The organism is Tsukamurella sp. DT100, from assembly GCF_049844855.1.
Taxonomy (GTDB): domain Bacteria; phylum Actinomycetota; class Actinomycetes; order Mycobacteriales; family Mycobacteriaceae; genus Tsukamurella.
In genome coordinates this window covers 207,024-226,768 of the sequence record NZ_JBNCLV010000003.1, presented here as the reverse complement: position 1 = coordinate 226,768, position 19,745 = coordinate 207,024, and the positions used below count along the sequence as shown (strand labels likewise).

Below are 19,745 nucleotides of genomic sequence, written 5' to 3'. Positions count from 1 at the left end.
ACGACAGGCCGTGACGCTGCGGGGTAGCCGCACTACCTGGCTGGACCTGGGCCGATGGGTAGCGTGGGACGAGTGGACGTGAACCTCCTCGGCGAATTCCTACGCGCCCGGCGCGAGCGCGTCGACCCAGCGACGCTCGGGCTGCGCACCATGGGGGTGCGTCGAACCCCCGGGCTGCGACGGGAGGAGGTGGCCGCGCAGGCGGGGATCAGCGTCGAGTACCTCGTGCGGCTGGAAAGAGGCAGGGACCGTAGGACGTCGCCCGCCGTGGTCGCCGCGCTCGCGGAAGTCCTCCAGCTCGACCCCGACGCTGCGGCGCATCTCGCGCAGTTGGCCGAACTCCCCGACGGCCGGGGAGGCGAGGTGGTCGACGAGATGTCCGGTGTCGTGCGACGCCTCCTCGACTCGTGGCCGAACCCGACCATCGTCACCAATTCCCTCCTGGACCTGATCGGCACCAACGCCGCCGGCGAGGAGCTGCACTGCGGGATCGGACTCCGTGTGGGGGACAACATGGTGCGGTCCTTGTTCCTCGATCCGCGGTCCCGTGAGGTCTTCCTCGATTTCGACACCGTCGCTCGGGAGTCGGTCGGGAATCTTCGGGCGCTGTCGGGCCCGAATCCCTCGCACCCGCGGCTGATGGCACTGGTGGGCGAACTCTCGGTGCGGAGCCCGCACTTCGCGCGGCTGTGGGGTGACGGCGAAGTGCAGGCGAAGACGAACGGCGGCAAGGTGATCGCGCACCCGGACCTGGGTGTGGTCGAGCCGGAGTGGTCGACCTTGGAGGTGGCGGCGGCACCGGGGCAGCTGGTCGTGGCGTACCAGGCGCAGCAGGGCTCTGCGTCGGAACGAACCCTGGCCGAGCTCATCGCCCGCGTCGCGCGCTCGTCCTAGCCCGCGCTTTCGAAAGTCGAGTTCTACGGGCATCACCACCGAATACTGCCGCGGCGGCTCGTACGACTCGACTTTCGGAAACCGGGAAACGGGAAGGGCCCGGCACCATCGAAACGACGATGCCGGGCCCTGAAATCCCTGCCGAGTGACAGGACTTAGAAGTCCATGCCGCCCATGCCGCCGGTCGGATCGACCGGGGCACCGGCCTTCTCCGGCTTGTCGGCGACGACGGCCTCGGTGGTGAGGAACAGAGCCGCGATCGAGGCTGCGTTCTGCAGCGCCGAGCGGGTGACCTTCACCGGGTCGTTGATGCCGGCGGCCAGCAGGTCCTCGTACACGCCGGTGGCGGCGTTGAGGCCGGTGCCGGCGGGCGAGTTGCGGACCTTCTCGGCGACGACGCCGGGCTCGAGGCCGGCGTTGACGGCGATCTGCTTGACGGGGGCGTCGAGCGCGACCTTGACGATGTTCGCGCCGGTGGCCTCGTCACCCTCGAGCGCGAGGGTGTCGAAGACGGTGCCCGACTGCGCGAGAGCAGCGCCACCACCGGCGACGATGCCCTCCTCGACGGCGGCCTTGGCGTTGCGCACGGCATCCTCGATGCGGTGCTTGCGCTCCTTGAGCTCGACCTCGGTGGCGGCACCGGCCTTGATGACGGCGACGCCGCCGGCCAGCTTCGCGAGGCGCTCCTGGAGCTTCTCGCGGTCGTAGTCCGAGTCGCTGTTCTCGATCTCGGCGCGGATCTGCGAGACGCGGCCCGCGATCTGCTCCTTGGAGCCGGCACCGTCGACGATGGTGGTCTCGTCCTTGGTCACGACGACCTGGCGCGCCTGGCCCAGGACCTCGAGGCCGGCGGTGTCGAGCGACAGGCCGATCTCCTCGGAGATGACCTGGCCGCCGGTGAGGATCGCCATGTCCTGCAACATCGCCTTGCGGCGATCACCGAAGCCGGGGGCCTTGATGGCGACCGACTTGAAGGTGCCGCGGATCTTGTTGACGATGAGCGTCGACAGGGCCTCGCCCTCGACGTCCTCGGCGATGATCGCGAGCGGCTTGCCCGACTGGATGACCTTCTCCAGCAGCGGCAGCAGGTCCTTGACGGTCGAGATCTTGCCCGAGACGAGCAGCACGTAGGCGTCCTCGAGCACGGCCTCCTGACGCTCGGCGTCGGTGGCGAAGTAGCCCGAGATGAAGCCCTTGTCGAAGCGCATGCCCTCGGTGAGCTCCAGCTGGAGACCGAAGGTGTTGCTCTCCTCGACGGTGATGACGCCTTCCTTGCCGACCTTGTCCATGGCCTCGGCGATGAGCTCGCCGATGGCGGGGTCGCCGGCCGAGATGCCCGCGGTAGCAGCGATCTGCTCCTTGGTCTCGACCTCCTTGGCGGCCTTCAGCAGGTGCTCGGTGACGGCCTCGACGGCCTTCTCGATGCCCCGCTTGAGGCCCAGCGGGTTCGCACCCGCGGCCACGTTGCGCAGACCCTCGCGCACGAGCGCCTGGGCCAGAACGGTGGCGGTGGTGGTGCCGTCGCCCGCGACGTCGTCGGTCTTCTTGGCGACCTCCTTGACGAGCTCGGCGCCGATCTTCTCGTAGGGATCCTCGAGCTCGATCTCCTTGGCGATGGAAACACCGTCGTTGGTGATCGTGGGGGCGCCCCACTTCTTCTCCAGCACGACGTTGCGGCCCTTGGGGCCGAGCGTCACCTTGACGGCGTCGGCGAGGGCGTTCAGGCCCCGCTCGAGACCGCGGCGGGCCTCTTCGTCGAACGCGATGATCTTGGCCATTGCGAAGTGATTCCTCCAGATAGGGGCCGGTTCGGCCCTACTTTGGACACGTCTTCTAGGTCGATTCGATGCCCGCGACGGACGACCCGGCGTGTCACCTGCGCGGGTTGCGCACAGGGCCCGGTCTCACCTCTTCGACCTAGCACTCACGTAATCCGAGTGCTAAGTCGTTTCTAGCACTCGGCAGGGTCGAGTGCAAGGTCGTTCGCCGTGGGCTGGACGGACCCTTCCTACTCCTGGGTAGGATCCGGTCATGGCAACCCCCGTTCTGGAGTCGAGCGTCGTGATCGACGCGCCCGTGGAGAAGGTCTGGTCGGTCGTGTCCGACCTCGAGGCGATGGGCCGTCGCAGCCCGCAGTGCAAGAAGGTGTTCGTCTTCGGCGGCCCGCTCAAGGTGGGCACCCGCATGCTGAACATCAACCGGCAGGGCTGGAAGGTCTGGCCCACCAACACCCAGGTCACCGAGTTCACGCCGAACGAGCGCGTCGCGTTCCGCGTGGCCGAGAACCACACCACCTGGAGCTTCACCCTGGTGCCCGACGGCGACAAGACCACCGTCGTCGAGCGCCGCGAGGCCAAGGACGGCAAGACCACCGCGCTGAGCAGCGGCCTCATCGCCGCGCTCCTCGGCGGCAACGAGGACTTCGAGCGCGGCCTGCTGGTCGGCATGAAGCAGACGCTCTCGCACATCAAGACCGAGTCCGAGGCGAAGTAGCCTCCCGAGATCGAGAAAGGGGCGCACCCGGTGGGTGCGCCCCTTTCTCGTCTGCGGAAGCCCGCGCGGCTACGCGGCGCTCTTGAGAATCAGGTAGGCGGCGCCGATGGCCTGGACCGCCTGCTGCCGCTGCGACGAGGTGAACTCCGCCGCGTACCGCCCGACGGCGACCGAGCACCAGGTGAGCCTCGAGGTCGCGCCCTCGTAGGTGGCGAAGGTCAGGCAGATCCCGCCCGGGACGCCCTTGATCTTCTCCTCCTCGACCTTCGTGAAGGCCTTCCGGGTCTCGTCGGTGAACTCGTCCACGACGTGCTGCGCGCCTTTCGCGTCCTTCGCCCTGTAGACGGTGCTGCCACCGATGCCGACGACGTCGACGCCCGCATCGGCGAAGGTCTTCACCGATCGCGAGACGTCGGTCTGCCGTAGTACGGCGGACCGGGCGGGCAGGGAGTAGCCGCCATCGCCCTTCGACGGCGCGAGGGTCAGCTTCGCGACGCCCTCGGGATCGAGCTGCAGTGTGCTCACCTTGTCGAGCGGCGTCGGCTGGAAGCCGTCGAGCGCCTTGGTCTGCCGGTCGAAGTAGGTGCGCAGCTGATCCACGGAGAGGTCGCCGAAGGCGCCGATCACGTACTGCTTGTACGCGAGGAAGCCCACCGTCGCGGTGCCGACGGGGGCGCCGTACGTCTGCGTGTAGGCGACGGCTGCGTCGTAGCCGGGAATCCTTGTCTCCACCTTCGCCGGCAGATCGTCGCCGGAGGAGTCCTTCTCGCGCGCCCGCAGCGCCTGGCCGACGGCGGCCGAAGCGTCGGCCGGGCTCGCCATGCGGACCAGGACGACGGTCTCGCCGCGTTCCTTCCTCTTCGAGTCGTACTTGGTGCCCTGCTGCGTGTCACTGGCGCCCACCGAAGCCGCGACCTCGGCCTTGGTGCCCAGTACATCTCCCGCCGCTTGACCGAAGACGCCCTTGACCATCCCCTGAATGGCCGACCGGGACGTGGCGCGCGCACTGCCGCGGAAATGCATGGCCGCATCGATCTCGTGGATGAACGGCACGGTCTCCGCCATCCGGTATCCCTCGAGCGTCTCCCCGTCGGCCTGAGTCGTCGAGCCGATGGTCCGGGACGCGGTCGCGAACGATCCGGTCTCCGGCTTGGGCACGCCGGACGAATCGGCGACGGGGGTGCCGGCCACCGTCGACGAGCATCCCGCCAGGAACAGGGCCGACGCCGCGAGCGCCGCCAGGGACTTCTTCATGTTCATCCTCACTTCGCCTGCTGCAGAATCAGATACGAGGCGCCGAGAGCCTGCTTCGCCCGTGCGTCCTGCATGTCGCTGACCTCGGCCAGATAGCGCCCCACCGGCACGACGCAGTACGTCCGCTTGTCCTTCGAGCCCGTGTACTGCGGGAACGACCGGCATCGACCTCCCGGAACGCCCCGCACCGTGGAGGACTCACCTCCGGGATAGAAGCGCGTGTTCTCCGCGATGAATCTGTCCGCGAGTTGCGATGCACCAGCGGCGTCGCGCGCCCGGTAGACGACGTTGTCCGCGTTCGCGATCCGGTCGACGCCCGCGGCGGCGAAGTCCGCCAGCGCGCCCGTCGTGTCCGAGGCGAACGGCGCGAAGCCCCGCGGCGAGTAGGTCGTCTCGAACACCGTCGGCGACGCCTCCACGAGCGTGTACCGCAACAGGTCCTCGTCCGCGCGGGTGAGGGTCGAGAACTTGTCGACGGGCGTCGGCACGAAGCCGGCGAGGGACTTGACCTGCAGGTCGAAGTACTTCTTGATCAGGTCGACGGAACTGTTCGTCCAGGCGCCGATCACGTACCGGCCGCTCGCGAGGAGCCCGACCCGTGAGGTCGAGTCCCCCGCGGACTTGGAGTACGCCGTCGCCTCCGAGTAACCGGGTACGGTCTCCGCCTTCTTGGGCCTCGGTGTCTCGGAACCGAACGCCTTGTCGGGCGACAGGACCGCCGGGTTCGCCACCGCCGCCCGCGCCGCGGCCTCGTCCTTGAACCGGAACAGGCCGGTGATCAGGCTCCTCGAGGACTTGGCATCGGACCCGGGTGCCTTGTCGTCCGCCGAGATGTAGGCGCCGACCTCCATGCCGCCGACCGCGGTTGCGACCCCGTCACCGAACGCCATCTTGACGGTGCTCTCGATCCGTCCCACGGACGGGCGCCCGCCGTACCGGAGCGCAGGGTCGACCTCCGACGCCAACGGGATGATCTCGACCATCCGGAACGCCTCCGCCGCGATGTGCATCTTCTCCGTCATGGCACCGAGCTGGCGCGGCGCGGTCGCGTAGGACCCCGTGTCCGGCTTCGGCACCCCCGACGGGTCGGCGACGGGCGAGCCCGGCACCGTCGTCGAGCATCCCGCGAGCAGCACCGCGGCCCCCACCACGCACAGCGACTTACGCAGCATGGATTCCTCCTCCAAGAGTTCACACAAGTGAACCACGACCGGCCTGCCGCGTACTTATGCCGCGCTAAGGTGAGCCGATGACCGCGCGCAGCCTGCAGGACACCGTCGAGAACCTGATGGACAGGGCCAGGTCGGACCTGGCGGAGCTGGTCGCGCACCCGTCCGTGCACGACTCCCCCGAGTTCGGCGCCGAACCCAACGCGGCGTCGGCGGCGTGGGTCGCGAAGGCCTTCACGGAGGCCGGGATCGCGGGCATCGAGCAGGTCACCACGTCCGACGGGTCGATCGCGATCGTCGGGCACACGCCCGCGCCGGAGGGCGCCCCGACGGTGCTGCTCTACAGCCACCACGACGTGCAGCCGCCCGGGCCGCGTGAGGCCTGGGAGTCCGATCCGTTCACCCTCACCACCCGTCCCGGCCCCGACGGCGCGGACCGCTGGTACGGCCGCGGGTCCGCCGACTGCAAGGGCAACCTCGTCGCGCACCTGACCGCGCTGCGGGCGGTCCGCGGCGAGGACGGGGCCTTCCCGGTCGGCGTGCGGATCATCATCGAGGGCTCCGAGGAGGGCGGCGGCGCGGGCCTCGAGGACCTCGTCGCCGAGCGCCCCGAGCTGGCGCAGGCCGACCTCATCGTCATCGGCGACACCGGCAACGTCGCCGTCGGCCGCCCGACCCTCACCACCTCCTTGCGCGGCGTCGCGAGCGTGCGGGTCGAGCTCAGCACCGGCACTTCCGACCTGCACTCCGGCGCCTTCGGCGGCGCCGCCCCCGACGCGATCGCCGCCCTCATCGCGCTGCTCGCGACGCTGCGGGACGGCTTCGGCAACACCACGATCGACGGGCTCGACAGCTCCGCGCGCTGGGCCGGCGAGCCCTACGAGCCGGCGCAGTTCGCCGCCGACGCCGCGATCTACGACGACGCCGCGATCCTCGGCTCCGGCGCCATCGCCGACCAGCTGTGGGCGCGGCCCGCGGTCACCGTCATCGGCCTCGACGCCCCCGCGACGGCGACCGCCGCCGCCGCGATCCAGCCCCGCGCCGCGGCCCTGCTGAACCTGCGGGTGCCGCCGGGCACCGACCCGCACCACGCCGGCGAGCTGCTCGTCGCGCACCTGACCAACCACGCCCCGTGGGGCGCGCACGTCGACGCGGTCGTCGAATCCGTGGGCGAGCCCTTCGCCGCCGAGACCACCGGCCCCGCCTACCGGGTGCTGCAGGAGGCCCTCGTCGAGGCGTACGACGGTGCCGAGGTCGCCTTCAGCGGCCAGGGCGGCTCGATCCCGCTGTGCACCCAGCTGCGCAAGGCCGCCCCGACGGCCGAGATCGCGCTGCTCGGCGTCGAGGAGCCGCAGTGCCGCATCCACGCGCCCAACGAGTCCGTCGACCCGTCCGAGCTGCGGCGCACCGCGCTGGCCGAGGCGCTGCTGCTCACCCGGCTGGCCGGCGCGTGAGGCCCGTCGACGAGCACCGCGCCGCGGTCGCCGCGCTGGTCCCCGCACCGCGGACCGTCGACCTGCCGGTGGCGGACGCCCTGGGCCTCGTCCTGGCCCGCGACGTGCCCGCGCCGCTCTCGCTGCCGCCGTTCACCAACTCCGCGATGGACGGCTACGCGGTCCGCGCCGCCGACGCCGTCGCGGGCGCCGTGCTGCCCGTCGCCTTCGACGTGCCCGCCGGCCGCACCGACGTGCCCGCGCTCCCGCCGGGGGCCGCGTGTCGCATCATGACCGGCGCCCCCGTGCCCGACGGTGCCGACGCCATCGTCCCCGTCGAGCGGACGGACGGCGGCGTCGAACGCGTCCGGATCGACGAGGCGCCCGAGCCCGGACGGTTCTTCCGCGCCGCCGGCAGCGACATCGAGGCCGGGGAGACCGCGCTGCGCGGCGGCGAGACCGTCGGGCCCGCCGTCGTCGGGTTCGCGGCGGCCCTGGGCCTGACGACGGTGCCCGTGCTGGCCCCGCCCCACGTCGCCGTGCTGTCCACCGGATCCGAGCTGGTGGAGCCGGGCACGCCGCTGCGGCCCGGGCAGATCTACGAGTCGAACGCCCCGATGCTGGCGAGCGCGATCCGCGAGGCCGGGGCCACCGCGGAGGTCGTGCGGTTCGTGGCGGACGACGCCGATGCCTTCCTCGCCCGGCTCGCCGAGCGGATCTCCGCGGGCGGCGTCGACCTGGTCGTCACCAGCGGCGGCGTCAGCGCCGGCGCGTTCGAGGTGGTCAAGGACGCCCTCGCGTCGCGGGGCGTCGACTTCGTCAAGGTCGCGATGCAGCCCGGCATGCCGCAGGGCTCCGGCACCGTCGACCTGGGCGGCGTGCGAGTGAAGTTCGTGACCTTCCCCGGGAACCCGGTGAGCGCGCTCGTCTCCTTCGAGGTCTTCCTGCGGCCGGCGCTGCGGGCCGCCCTGGGACTGCCCGACCGCGCCCGTCGCGTCGCGAGGCTCGCCGAGCCCGTCGACTCGATCCCCGGGAAGCGCCAGTACCTGCGCGGACTCCTCACGAGGAACGACGACGGTACCGATTCGGTCTCGGTTCTCGGCGGGCCGGGTTCGCACTACCTACGATGGCTGTCACAGGCGGATTGCCTGCTGGACGTCCCCGCCGAGGTCGAGCATCTGGCCGCGGGAACCCCGGTGGAACTGATCCTCTTGACCCACTAACGAGGAGATTCTCATGGTCGCGCAGTACGCAGACACCGTCATGCTCGCATCGGCCAACTTCAGCCCCGGCTGGTTCGCGTGGATCATCATCGGCGGCCTCGCCGGCTGGATCGCCAGCAAGATCATGAAGTCCGACGGCCAGATGGGCATCATCAAGAACGTCCTCGCGGGCATCATCGGCGGCTGGCTCGGCGGCTACGTGCTACGCCTGGCCGGCGTCGACACCGGGACCTTCGGTTGGGTCCTCACCTTCGTCACCGCGCTCGTCGGCGCCTGCGTGGTGATCGGAGCAGTGAAGCTGGTCACCGGACGCAAGTGATCACACCCTCGGGTGAGAAGATGTCACCCGATATGACAGCGAACAGTAAGGACGATTAGGTGGCACGCCGACCTCGCACGCCGGTCGACGGCCATCTGACCGAGCACACCTCCGGCATCGAGCACATCACCGAGCTCATCCGGCACACCGTTCCTCCGCTGCACCCCGCGGGGACCCCGTTCATCGCGGGTTCCCTCGGGGTCGCCGCGGCGGGCTACCGCAAGAGCTGGATCCGGGTTCCCGCCCTGCTCACCGCGGCCGCGTGCGCCGGCTTCTTCCGGCACCCCGCCCGCGTGGTTCCGGAGACCGAGGGCATCGCCGTGGCCCCCGCCGACGGCGAGGTGACCCTCGTCGACGAGCACATCCCGCCCCGCGAGCTGGGCCTCGGCGACGCGCCGCTGCCCCGCGTGTCGATCTTCCTGTCGGTCTTCGACGCGCACGTGCAGCGCGCGCCGCTGGCCGGCGTCGTCGACTCCGTGGTGCACACCGACGGCAAGTTCCTGCCCGCCGACCTCCCCGAGGCCAGCGACCGGAACGAGCGGAACTCGGTGCGCCTCGCCACCGAGCACGGCCCCGTGGGCGTCGTGCAGATCGCCGGCCTCGTGGCGCGGCGTATCCGCACCGACTGCGCCCCCGGCGACACCCTGGAGCTGGGCGAAACCTACGGGATCATCCGCTTCGGCTCCCGCGTCGACACGTACTTCCCCGCCGGCACCGAGCTGACCGTCTACAGCGGCCAGCGCGCGGTGGCGGCCGAGACCGTGATCGCGCGCCTGCCGTGACCGACTCGTCCACCGCGCCGCACCGCCCCGTCGGGGTCATGATCCTGCCGTCGATGCTGACGGTGGCCGCGCTGTGCGCGGGCCTGACGGGCGTGCGGTTCGCGGCGGACGGCAAGGTCGATCTGGCGATCATGCTGGTCGTCGTCGCCGCGATCCTCGACGGGCTCGACGGCCGCGTCGCGCGGCTGCTGGGCGCCTCCACCCGGATCGGCGCCGAGCTGGACTCCCTCGCGGACGCCATCAACTTCGGCGTCACGCCCGCGCTGATCCTGTACTTCGTGTGCTTCCCCGGCTCGCCCGCCGGGTGGATCGTCGCGCTGCTCTACGTCGTCGCGATGGTGCTCCGGCTGGCCCGGTTCAACACCCTCGCCGCCGACCCGACGGCGCCCGCGTACACCAAGGACTTCTTCGTCGGCGTGCCCGCGCCCGCCGGCGCGCTGCTGGTCCTGGCGCCGTTGGCCGCCCAGCAGGAGTGGGGCGACGGCTGGTGGGTCAGCACCCCGATGGTCGCGGCGTGGACGCTGTTCGTCGCCGCACTCACCGTCTCCCGCATTCCCACCTCCAGCTTCAAGACGATGACCGTGCAGCCCGCGAAGGCCGCCGGCGTGCTGGTCGCCGTCGCGGGCCTCGCAGCGCTGATGCTGACCTACCCGTACATCGCGCTGCTCCTGGTGATCGCGCTGTACCTGCTGCACATCCCCTTCGCGTGGCGGTCGAAGCGGTGGGTCACCGCTCGCCCCGAGGCCTGGGACAACAAGCCCGCCGAGCGCCGGCAGATGCGCCGCGAGCAGCGCCGCGCGGTGCGCCCGCACCGTCGCGCCGCCACCGCCGGCCGCGGTCCCCGGCGCTCCACCGCCCGCCTGGGCCTGCGCCGCCCGACGCGCGAGGACTGAACCGGTCGCGTCGCGGCCCGCCGCCGTCCGGCGACGCGAACTAGGGTGGATCGCGTGTCGAACCTCTCGCTCACCGTCCGCCTGCAGACCTCGGCCCTCGAGGCGCGACGGGGCATCGTCCGGATCCACCCCGAGGCCCTCGCGGCGCTCGGCCTGCGCGAGTGGGACGGGATCGAGCTGCTCGGCGCGCGCCGCACCGCCGCGGTCGTGGCGGCGGCGCCGGCGGGCAGCGCTCCCGGCGTCGCGCTGCTGGACGAGCTGACGATCACCAACTGCGGCCTCCGCGAGGACGCGACCGTCGTGATCACGCCCGCCACGGTCTACGGCGCGAAGCGGGTCCTCCTGCGCGGCAGCGCACTCACCCGCAACGCCCTCGACGGCGCGGCGCTACGGCAGGCGTTGCTCGGCAAGGTGATGATGCCCGGCGACAGCGTCTCGCTGCTGCCCCGCGACCTGGGGCCGGGCACGTCGACCGCGGAGGCGGTGCAGCAGCTGTCGCGGCTGGTCGGGATCACGTGGACGAACGAGCTGCTCACCGTGGTCTCCGTCGACCCGTCGCCGGGGCCGGTGTCGATCCAGCCGAACTCCGCGGTGCTGTGGGCCGACGATTCCGGCGCTCCGGCCGCGCCGGCCGTCGCATCGTCCGCCACCGAGGTCGTGACCTTCACGGAGGAGGTCCCGGACGTCGAGACGCCGGCCGTCCGCCCCGTCGCCGACCTGGTCGGGGCCGACGGCGCGGTCCGCCGCCTCACCGAGTGGCTGTCCCTCGCGCTCGACGAGCCCGAGCTGTTGGAGAAGCTGGGCGCGCCCGCCCGGCTCGGCGTGCTCATCACCGGCCCCACGGGCGGCGGCAAGGCCACCGTGGCCCGGTCCGTCGTGGCGCCGCGGCCGATCGTCGAGCTCGACGGTGCGCTGACCGGCGCCCTGGAGCCGCAGGCGCGGCTCGAGCGCGTGCGCTCCGCGGTGGCGCGCGTCCGGGAGGCGGTGAACGGTTCGGGCGCGGCGCTGCTGGTCCGCGACGTGGAGGCGCTGCTGCCCGCGACCCGCGAGCCCGTCTCGACGATGATCCTCGACGAGCTGCGTCGCGCCGTCGGGACGCCGCGGGTCGCGTTGCTCGCCACCACCTCCGCGCCGGGCGAGCTGGACTCACGGCTGCGCGAGCCCGACCTCGCCGAGCGGACGGTCGCCGTCGACCTCCCGGACGCGAAGCAGCGCGAGCAGCTGCTGGACCTGCTGCTGCGCGACGCGCCGACCCTGGACCTGGACCTGCACGAGGTCGCGCTGCGGGCCCCGGGCTTCGTCGCCGCCGACCTCGCGGCGCTGTGCCGGGAGGGCGCGCTGCGCGCCGCGGCGCGGGTGGTCGGCACCGACGAGCGGATCGCCATCACCCAGCCGGACCTGCTCGGGGCGCTCGGCGTGATCCGGCCCGTGTCGCGGTCCGCCACCGAGGAGGTGTCCGTCGGGTCGATCACCCTCGACGACGTGGGCGACATGGTCGAGACCAAGCAGGCCCTCACCGAGACGGTGCTGTGGCCGCTGCGTCACCCGGACACCTTCGCGCGGCTCGGCGTGGAGCCGCCGCGCGGCGTGCTGCTCTACGGCCCGCCCGGCTGCGGCAAGACCTTCGTGGTCCGCGCGCTCGCGGCGTCCGGGCAGCTGTCGGTGCACGCGGTCAAAGGCGCGGAGCTGATGAACAAGTGGGTCGGCGAATCGGAGAAGGCCGTCCGCGACCTGTTCGCGCGGGCGCGGGGCAGCGCGCCGTCGTTGATCTTCCTCGACGAGGTGGACGCGCTCGCGCCGCGGCGCGGGCAGTCGAGCGATTCGGGCGTCGGCGACAAGGTGGTCGCCGCGCTGCTCACCGAGCTCGACGGTGCGGAGCCCCTGCGGGACGTGGTGGTCCTGGGCGCGACGAACCGCCCCGACCTCGTGGATCCCGCGCTGCTGCGTCCGGGCCGGTTGGAGCGGCTGATCTTCGTGCCGCCGCCGGACGCCGAGGCCCGCGCGGAGATCCTCAAGACTAGCTCGCGCTCCATCCCGCTGGCCGACGACGTGGACCTCCCGGCGCTGGCCGAGCAGCTGGACGGCTACTCCGCCGCCGACTGCAGCGCCCTGCTGCGCGAGGCCGCGCTCACCGCGATGCGGCGCGACATGGACGCGGCCACGGTCACCGCGGCGGATGTGGAGGCCGCGCGGCTGGCGGTGCGGCCGTCGCTGGACCCGGTGCAGGTCGCGGACCTGCAGGCGTACGCGGACCGTCGGGCGACGTAGACCTAGGCCTTGCTGACCGAGTAGAAGACGGCGTTGGGGACGGCGCCGGCCTGGACCGAACTCACGGTGACGACGTAGCCCTTGCCCGAGAACTGCGCGGACCGGGTGGCATTGTCGGGCGTGCCGGCACCGGCGCCGAGCGCGAGGTAGCCCGCGTCGGTGAGCTTGCGCGTCGCGGCGTCGTAGCCACCGTCGCCGGCCTGCACCGTCACGTTGTAGACCGTGACGCCGCCCTGCGAGCGCTCCCCGGCGTCGATGAGATTGCCGTCGACGATCGGCACCTCGGCCTTCGGGAAGGACGCGGGCAGGGTGACGGTGGCGGCGGGCGTGTCCTTGGTCTCGTCCCCGCAGCCGGCGGCCCCGAGGAGCAGCGCCGCCGCGGTCAGGGCGCCGAAGACGCCCCGCGCAACCCGCGCGATCGAAGTGGTCGGACGATCCGTCGACTGGTCCATGCAGCTCCCGACATGCCTACCGGTAGAATTCCAAAAGAACGACACCCCGCTCACAAAAGGACGGAGTGCCCTTGCTTGTCATCCTTGTCTGTTTGTCACTGGCGACCTTAGCCGCACCCATCGTGGTCGGTCGCTTCGGCGCGCGCGGATTCCTGGCGCTCGCCCTGGCGCCCGCCGCGGCCCTGGTCTGGATCGTCACCGTCTGGCCCGTCTCCGGCGAGCCCGACCGCACGGAGTCCCTGCAGTGGGTCCCGGCACTGAACATGAACGTCGACCTGCGGCTCACGCCGCTCGCCGCGGTCATGTCGGTCCTCGTGCTCGGTATCGGCGCGGTCATCCTCGTCTACTGCGCGGGCTACTTCACGGGCGTCACCAACACTCGCAAGCTGCCCACCTTCGCGGCCGAACTGGTCGCCTTCATGGCCGTGATGTTCGGCCTCGTGGTCAGCGACAACATGCTGGTCATGTACGTCTTCTGGGAGCTCACCTCGGTGCTGAGCTTCCTCCTCGTCGGCTACTACGCCGAGCGCGCCACCAGCCGCCGCGCCGCGACGCAGGCGCTGCTCGTGACCACGCTCGGCGGCCTCGCGATGCTGGTCGGCATCATCGAGCTGGGCGAGCACTACGGCACATACCTGTTCTCCGAGGTCATCGCCCGCGCGGTCGGCGACCCGTCGACGATCTCCATCGGCGTCGAGGTGGGCGTCGTGCTCATCCTCATCGGCGCGATCAGCAAGTCGGCGATCGTGCCCTTCCACTTCTGGCTCCCCGGCGCCATGGCCGCGCCGACGCCCGTCTCCGGTTACCTGCACGCCGCCGCGATGGTGAAGGCCGGCGTCTTCCTGGTCGCGCTGCTGGCGCCCGCCTTCGCGCACCTCACGTCGTGGCGGGTCATCGTGCTGGGTCTCGGCATCCTCACGATGATCCTGGCCGGCTGGCGCGCCCTGCGGGAGTTCGACCTCAAGCTGATCCTGGCCTTCGGCACGGTCAGCCAGCTCGGCATGCTCATGGTGCTCGTCGGCACGGGCGAGCGGAACGTCGCGCTCGCGGGCATGACGATGCTCACCGCGCACGCCCTGTTCAAGGCGACGCTGTTCATGGTGGTCGGCATCATCGACCACGCCACCGGCACGCGCGACATCCGGCGCCTGGCCCGGCTCGGCGACCGCCAGAAGGTGCTCGCGGTGATCGCCGCGCTGGCCGCCGCGTCGATGGCCGGCATCCCGCCGCTGTACGGCTTCGTGGGCAAGGAGGCGGCGCTCGAGACGATGCTGCACGCCTCGCTGCCGTCGCCGCTCCCGCTCATCCTGCTGGTGGGCATGTGCGCCGGCTCGGCACTGACGGTGGCCTACAGCATCCGCTTCCTGTGGGGCGCCTTCGGCCGCAAAGGCCAGGCCAAGCCCACCAGTGCCGTCGAGAACATGCACGCGATCAGCCCGCTGTTCCTGGCCGGCCCCGCGCTGCTCGCCGTGCTCAGCCTGATCGACGGGATCTTCTCGCCCTGGCTCGATCACGTGCTGGCCGAGTACCCGGACCGGTCCTTCCCGCCCGCCGAGGATCCGTACCACCTCGCGCTGTGGCACGGCTTCACGCTGCCGCTGCTGCTGACCGTGCTGATCATCGCGACGGGCATCGTCATCGTGCAGCCGCACAGCCCGTTCTCGCGGCTGCGCCAGCGCAACAGCGTCCTGCTCGGCAACGCGGACCGGCTCTACGACGCCACGCTCCGCGGCGCCGACGTGCTGTCGCTGCGCATGACGCAGAGCACGCAGCGCGGTTCGCTGCCGCTCACCCAGGGCACGATCCTGCTGACGCTGGTGCTGCTGCCACTCGTGGTCCTGGCCTTCGGCACCCGCGCGCGACCCGACATGCGGATCGAGGCCTCGCCGCTGTTCCTGGCGATCTCGCTGCTCATGTGCGCCGCCGCGCTCACCGCGGTGCTGCTGCGGAACCGCCTGGCGACGGTGCTCGTCGTCGGCGTCACCGGCTACGGCACGGGCGTGATCTTCGCGATCTACGGCGCCCCCGACCTGGCGCTCACGCAGTTCCTGGTCGAGACGTTGACCCTGGTGATCTTCGTGCTGGTGCTGCGCAAGCTGCCCGCGGAGGCGCCGATCACCGGCAGCCGTCCGTCGCGGGTGGCGCGCGCGCTGCTCGGCGTCGCCGTGGCGGCGATGGTGGTCGTGGTGGCGATCGCGGCGCGCGCCGCGCGAGTGGCCGCCCCCGTCGCGGACCGGCTGCCGGAGCAGGCCTACAAGTTCGGCTACGGCCACAACACGGTCAACGTGATCCTGGTCGACATCCGCGCCTGGGACACCTTCGGCGAGATCTCGGTGCTGCTGGTGGCGGCGACGGGCGTCGCCTCGCTGGTGTTCCGCAACCGCCGCTTCGGCTCGGCGCCCCGGGTCAGCGCGGAGGCCGCCGCCGCGGCCGCCGCCGCTCCCGGCACCACCTGGCTGCGGGGCAGCGCGCTCCGCGATCCGCGGCACCGCTCGCTGGTCCTGGAGATCACCTCCCGCATGGCCTTCCCCACGATCATGGTGGTCTCGGTCTACTTCTTCTTCGCGGGCCACAACGCGCCGGGCGGCGGCTTCGCGGGCGGCCTCACGGCCGGACTCGCGCTGGTGCTGCGCTACCTCGCGGGCGGCCGGTACGAGATCGGCGAGGCCCTCCCGCTCGACGCGGGCCGGATCCTCGGCACGGGCCTGCTGCTCGCGGCGGGCGGCACCATCGTCTCGCTGCTCGCGGGCGCGCCGGCCATGTCGTCGGTCGCCTTCGAGTTCACCCTGCCGGTCTTCGGTGACGTCAAGGTGGTGACTGCGCTGATCTTCGACGCCGGCGTGTACCTCATCGTCGTGGGCCTGGTGCTCGACGTCCTGCGCAGCCTGGGAGCACGACTCGACCTGGAGGGATCCCCCGCCGACATGACCTCGCCCCTGCCCGTCCAGACGGGAGGTGGCGCGCGATGATCGTCGACATCGGTCTCTTCGCCGCGATCGCCGTCATGGTCGCCACCGGCGTGTACCTGCTCCTGGACCGCAGCCTCACCCGCATGCTGATGGGCATCATCCTGTTCGGCAACGCGGTGAACCTGCTGATCCTCGCGCTGTCCTCCCCGCCCGGGAACCCGCCCATCGTCGGGTACTTCTCGGAGGGACGCCTGACGGACGCGGATCCGTTGGCGCAGGCGATGATCCTCACCGCCATCGTCATCACGATGGGCATGGCGGCGTTCATCCTCGCGCTGGCCTACCGCTCCTTCACCATCAACACCGACGACGAGGTCGACGACGACCCCGAGGACACGAAGGTCCTCGAGCGCGACGTCGACGTCGCGGCCGACGATCCCGACTACGACGCCTCGGACGATCCGATCACCGGCGCACCGTCGGCCCTGGGCGACGCGTACGGCCCCGACGGCGAGCTGCTCTCCGCCGAGGAGCTCAAGCGGGCCCGCGTCGACGTCGTCGACACCGGGGCGCTGCCGCTGCCCGCCGTGCCGCGCGAGAAGCAACTCCCGCCGGGCGAGAAGAGCGAGCAGGAGGGCGAGCGATGACCGAATCGATGATGCTCGCCCTCATCCCCCTGCCCACGGTGCTGCCGATCGTGGCGGCCGCGATCACCATGGTGATGGGCCGGCACCCGCGGCTGCAGCGCCTGATCTCGCTGGTCTCCCTCGTGGCGATCGTCGCGGTCGCGGCGCTGATGCTCTACTACACCGACCGGCACGGCACCGTCGCGCTGCACGTCGGCGGCTGGGGCGACCGCGACGGCAAGGGCGGGCCGCTGGGCATCGCCCTCGTCGCCGACCAGCTCGCGGCGCTCATGGTGCTGGTCTCCGCGATCGTGCTGCTGGGCGTCCTCGTGTACTCGGTCGGCCAGGGTATCCGCGACGGCGACGAGCACCAGCCCGTCTCGATCTTCTACCCCACCTACCTGATCCTCGCGGCGGGCGTGTGCAACGCCTTCCTGGCGGGCGACCTGTTCAACCTGTTCGTCTCCTTCGAGATGCTGCTCGCGGCATCGTTCGTGCTCCTGACGGTCGGCGGCAGCGCCGACCGGATCCGGGCGGGCGTCTCGTACGTGATGGTCTCGATGGTCTCGTCGGTGATCTTCCTGCTCGGCATCGGCTACGCCTACTTCGCGACGGGCACGCTCAACCTCGCGGACATGGCGATCCGGCTGCAGGACCTGCCGTCGGGCACGCGGACCACGCTGTTCGCGGTGCTGCTCGTGGCCTTCGGGATCAAGGCGGCGGTCTTCCCGCTCTCGACCTGGCTGCCCGACTCGTATCCGACGGCGCCCGCCCCGGTCACCGCGGTCTTCGCCGGCTTGCTCACCAAGGTCGGTGTGTACGCGATCATCCGCGCGCACACGCTGCTCTTCCCGGGCGGCTCGCTCGACGACGTGCTGATGATCGCCGGCCTGCTCACCATGATCGTGGGCATCCTCGGCGCGATCGCCCAGACCGACATCAAGCGCCTGCTCTCGTTCACGCTGGTCAGCCACATCGGCTACATGATCTTCGGCATCGGTCTCTCCACGCCACTGGGCCTGAGCTCGACGATCTACTACGTGGTGCACCACATCCTCGTGCAGACGACGCTGTTCCTCGTGGTGGGCCTCATCGAGCGGCAGGCGGGCGCGGCCTCCCTGCGCCGCCTCGGCGGGCTCGCCGCGGCCAGCCCGGTGCTCGCGATCCTGTTCTTCCTGCCGGCCCTGAACCTCGGTGGCATCCCGCCGTTCTCGGGCTTCGTCGGCAAGGTGGGCCTCATCGAGGCCGGCGTGCGACAGGGCTCGGTGCTGGCGTGGGTGCTGGTCGCGGGCAGCGTGATCACCAGCCTGCTCACCCTGTACGCGGTGACCCGGGTGTGGACCAAGGCCTTCTGGCGCCCCCGCTCGGACGCTCCCGAGGGAGAACTGGCGGTCGCGCACCCGGAGGCCCTGCTCGACGACGCCGACGTCATCGAGTTCGCCGACCGCGAGGACCCGGGCCGCATGCCGATGAGCATGGTCGCGCCCACCGCCGGCCTGCTCGGCGTGGGCCTGATCCTCGCGATCTTCGCGGGCCCGATGTTCGACGTCACGGACCGCGCCGCGGACCAGCTCATGGGCCGGGCGGACTACATCGAGGCCGTGCTCGGCCCCGAGGCCCTGGAGAAGCTCAAGACGCCCGACGGTGCGCCCGTCACCGTCGGGCCGCAGGGAGGCGCGCATGGCTAGGCGACTCGTGACGAGGGTCCTGCCGGACCTGCGCGACGGCCGCGCCGTCGGCGTCAAGGTGGCGCAGCTGATCTGGCTCGACGCGGTGTGGGTGATGCTGTGGGGCAGCGTGACCTGGGGCAACATCGCCGGCGGCCTGCTGGTGGGCCTCGCGATCCTGCTGCTGCTCCCCCTACCGCCGGTCCCGGTCGAGGGCCGCGTGCACGTCGGCTCGCTGCTCAAGCTGATCGGCGTCTTCCTCGTGGAGATGTTCCGCTCGTCGATCGAGGTGGCCTGGCTGGCGATCCGGCCCGGCGGGATGCCGCTGAGCGCGGTGCTCCGCGCCAAGGTCTCGATCAAGTCCGACCTGGTGCTCACGCTGCTGGTCGACATGATGAACCTGATCCCCGGCACGATGGTGCTGGAGATCGACACCAAGCGGCGGCTGCTCTACGTGCACGTGGTCGACGTGAGCAGCGAGAAGGCGGTGCGGCAGTTCTACCGCAGCACAGCGCGTCTCGAGCGGCTGTTCATCAACGCCTTCGAGCGCGACAACGAGTGGCACGCCAGCCCGATGCACGGCATCGACGACGACGATTTCCACCACGTCACGCCCGGCGCCCGCGGCCTTGCGGGCGACGCCCGCCGGATGGCCGCGCCGGAGATCGCCTACCGCAAGGCACAGAGCACCGAGGGAGAGGAGAAGTCGTGACCGTCGTCTTCGTCATCACCGGCGTGATCCTCATGACCGCCGCCTTCCTCACGGCCTACCGCCTGCTGCGCGGCCCGAACACCCTCGACCGCGTCGTCGCGGTGGACGCGCTCGTCGCGATCGCCGTCGGCGGGCTCGCCGTGTGGGCGGCGTACAGCCGCAACTCATCGGTCATCCCCGGGATCGTGGCGCTCTCGCTCGTCGGCTTCGTCGGCTCGGTCTCGGTGGTCCGGTTCCGGGTGCCCGACGATGCCGGGACGGCCCCGTCGCCGCCGGACGAGACGCCGGACATCGCGCCGCGGAACGGGGGCCTGCGATGATCGTCGACGTCGTCTCCTCGATCCTGTTCCTCACCGGCGCCGTCTTCGCCGTGACCGCCGCGATCGGCATCATCCGCTTCCCGGACACGCTGACCCGCATGCACGCGGCGACGAAGCCGCAGACCCTGGGCATGCTCCTGCTGCTGGCCGGCGCGATCGTCCGGATGACCGACTCGGTCGACGTGTGGATGCTGGTGCTGGCCGGGCTGTTCACGATGATCACCGCGCCCGCGGTCGCGCACCGGGTGGGCCGGGTGGCCTACCAGGAGCAGCGGCTGCGCGACAGCACCATCGACCCGGACCAGATGGAGACGGGCAGCCGCGACTAGCG

Annotated in this window: 18 protein-coding genes; 14 read left to right on the top strand and 4 right to left on the bottom strand. The window is 71.4% G+C overall.

All coding sequences use genetic code 11. From position 1 onward, the window contains the following. The first annotated feature begins 72 nt into the window (after positions 1 to 72). Positions 73 to 894, top strand: coding sequence for a helix-turn-helix transcriptional regulator (locus tag ACLQ3K_RS08250; protein WP_425998474.1), 822 nt, complete (start codon positions 73 to 75; stop codon positions 892 to 894). A 155-nt stretch (positions 895 to 1,049) separates the two neighbouring features. Here the strand turns inward: ACLQ3K_RS08250 and groL are convergent, their stop codons facing one another. Next, entirely contained in the window at positions 1,050 to 2,672 is a 1,623-nt protein-coding gene (gene groL, locus ACLQ3K_RS08245) for a chaperonin GroEL (protein ID WP_425998472.1), read from the bottom strand. A gap of 253 nt (positions 2,673 to 2,925) precedes the next feature. Here groL and ACLQ3K_RS08240 point away from each other — a divergent pair, with 253 nt between their 5' ends. Then, positions 2,926 to 3,387, top strand: coding sequence for an SRPBCC family protein (locus ACLQ3K_RS08240; protein WP_224645237.1), 462 nt, complete (start codon positions 2,926 to 2,928; stop codon positions 3,385 to 3,387). 69 nt (positions 3,388 to 3,456) lie between these two features. Here ACLQ3K_RS08240 and ACLQ3K_RS08235 read toward each other — a convergent pair whose 3' ends face one another. Together ACLQ3K_RS08235 and ACLQ3K_RS08230 are read right to left on the bottom strand one after the other, a co-directional pair. Further along, positions 3,457 to 4,641, bottom strand: a complete 1,185-nt coding sequence (locus ACLQ3K_RS08235; RefSeq protein WP_425998470.1) for a DUF7373 family lipoprotein — start codon at positions 4,639 to 4,641, stop codon at positions 3,457 to 3,459. Between the two features lie 8 nt (positions 4,642 to 4,649). Next, positions 4,650 to 5,813 (bottom strand): DUF7373 family lipoprotein, encoded by a 1,164-nt coding sequence (locus ACLQ3K_RS08230; protein ID WP_425998468.1) that lies wholly within the window; start codon positions 5,811 to 5,813, stop codon positions 4,650 to 4,652. 77 nt (positions 5,814 to 5,890) lie between these two features. Here ACLQ3K_RS08230 and ACLQ3K_RS08225 point away from each other — a divergent pair, with 77 nt between their 5' ends. The 6 genes from ACLQ3K_RS08225 to ACLQ3K_RS08200 are packed head-to-tail and all read left to right on the top strand — an operon-like array spanning position 5,891 to position 12,728. After that, positions 5,891 to 7,264 carry a M20/M25/M40 family metallo-hydrolase gene (locus ACLQ3K_RS08225; protein WP_425998466.1) on the top strand — a complete coding sequence of 458 codons (1,374 nt, stop codon included), beginning with the start codon at positions 5,891 to 5,893 and terminating at the stop codon, positions 7,262 to 7,264. Further along, positions 7,261 to 8,466 (top strand): gephyrin-like molybdotransferase Glp, encoded by a 1,206-nt coding sequence (gene glp / locus ACLQ3K_RS08220; RefSeq protein ID WP_425998464.1) that lies wholly within the window; start codon positions 7,261 to 7,263, stop codon positions 8,464 to 8,466. The genes ACLQ3K_RS08225 and glp overlap by 4 nt, the downstream gene beginning before the upstream one ends. Positions 8,467 to 8,479: 13 nt before the next feature. Continuing rightward, positions 8,480 to 8,785, top strand: a complete 306-nt coding sequence (locus ACLQ3K_RS08215; protein ID WP_374201266.1) for a GlsB/YeaQ/YmgE family stress response membrane protein — start codon at positions 8,480 to 8,482, stop codon at positions 8,783 to 8,785. Positions 8,786 to 8,844: 59 nt separating this feature from the next. Continuing rightward, a complete protein-coding gene (locus ACLQ3K_RS08210) occupies positions 8,845 to 9,567 on the top strand; it encodes a phosphatidylserine decarboxylase (RefSeq protein ID WP_425998462.1) in 723 nt (240 codons plus the stop codon). A 38-nt stretch (positions 9,568 to 9,605) separates the two neighbouring features. After that, a complete protein-coding gene (locus ACLQ3K_RS08205; RefSeq protein ID WP_224645386.1) occupies positions 9,606 to 10,460 on the top strand; it encodes a CDP-alcohol phosphatidyltransferase family protein in 855 nt (284 codons plus the stop codon). A 54-nt stretch (positions 10,461 to 10,514) separates the two neighbouring features. Further along, a complete protein-coding gene (locus ACLQ3K_RS08200) occupies positions 10,515 to 12,728 on the top strand; it encodes an AAA family ATPase (protein ID WP_425998460.1) in 2,214 nt (737 codons plus the stop codon). Positions 12,729 to 12,730: 2 nt separating this feature from the next. Here ACLQ3K_RS08200 and ACLQ3K_RS08195 read toward each other — a convergent pair whose 3' ends face one another. After that, on the bottom strand, positions 12,731 to 13,180 hold the full coding sequence (locus ACLQ3K_RS08195; protein WP_224645245.1) for a hypothetical protein: 450 nt from the start codon (positions 13,178 to 13,180) through the stop codon (positions 12,731 to 12,733). Positions 13,181 to 13,251: 71 nt separating this feature from the next. Here ACLQ3K_RS08195 and ACLQ3K_RS08190 point away from each other — a divergent pair, with 71 nt between their 5' ends. The 6 genes from ACLQ3K_RS08190 to mnhG are packed head-to-tail and all read left to right on the top strand — an operon-like array spanning position 13,252 to position 19,743. Beyond that, complete coding sequence (locus ACLQ3K_RS08190) at positions 13,252 to 16,149, top strand: Na+/H+ antiporter subunit A (protein WP_224645246.1); 2,898 nt, start codon at positions 13,252 to 13,254, stop codon at positions 16,147 to 16,149. After that, complete coding sequence (locus ACLQ3K_RS08185) at positions 16,146 to 16,736, top strand: Na(+)/H(+) antiporter subunit C (protein ID WP_425998457.1); 591 nt, start codon at positions 16,146 to 16,148, stop codon at positions 16,734 to 16,736. The genes ACLQ3K_RS08190 and ACLQ3K_RS08185 overlap by 4 nt, the downstream gene beginning before the upstream one ends. A gap of 11 nt (positions 16,737 to 16,747) precedes the next feature. After that, a complete protein-coding gene (locus ACLQ3K_RS08180; RefSeq protein WP_425998973.1) occupies positions 16,748 to 18,403 on the top strand; it encodes a Na+/H+ antiporter subunit D in 1,656 nt (551 codons plus the stop codon). Continuing rightward, complete coding sequence (locus tag ACLQ3K_RS08175; protein ID WP_224645248.1) at positions 18,396 to 19,094, top strand: Na+/H+ antiporter subunit E; 699 nt, start codon at positions 18,396 to 18,398, stop codon at positions 19,092 to 19,094. The genes ACLQ3K_RS08180 and ACLQ3K_RS08175 overlap by 8 nt, the downstream gene beginning before the upstream one ends. Then, positions 19,091 to 19,414, top strand: a complete 324-nt coding sequence (locus tag ACLQ3K_RS08170) for a monovalent cation/H+ antiporter complex subunit F (protein ID WP_224645249.1) — start codon at positions 19,091 to 19,093, stop codon at positions 19,412 to 19,414. The genes ACLQ3K_RS08175 and ACLQ3K_RS08170 overlap by 4 nt, the downstream gene beginning before the upstream one ends. Further along, positions 19,411 to 19,743: a monovalent cation/H(+) antiporter subunit G gene (gene mnhG, locus ACLQ3K_RS08165; protein WP_068522911.1), complete on the top strand. Its 333-nt coding sequence runs from the start codon at positions 19,411 to 19,413 to the stop codon at positions 19,741 to 19,743. Before ACLQ3K_RS08170 ends, mnhG begins: the two co-directional genes overlap by 4 nt. Positions 19,744 to 19,745: the final 2 nt, after the last annotated feature.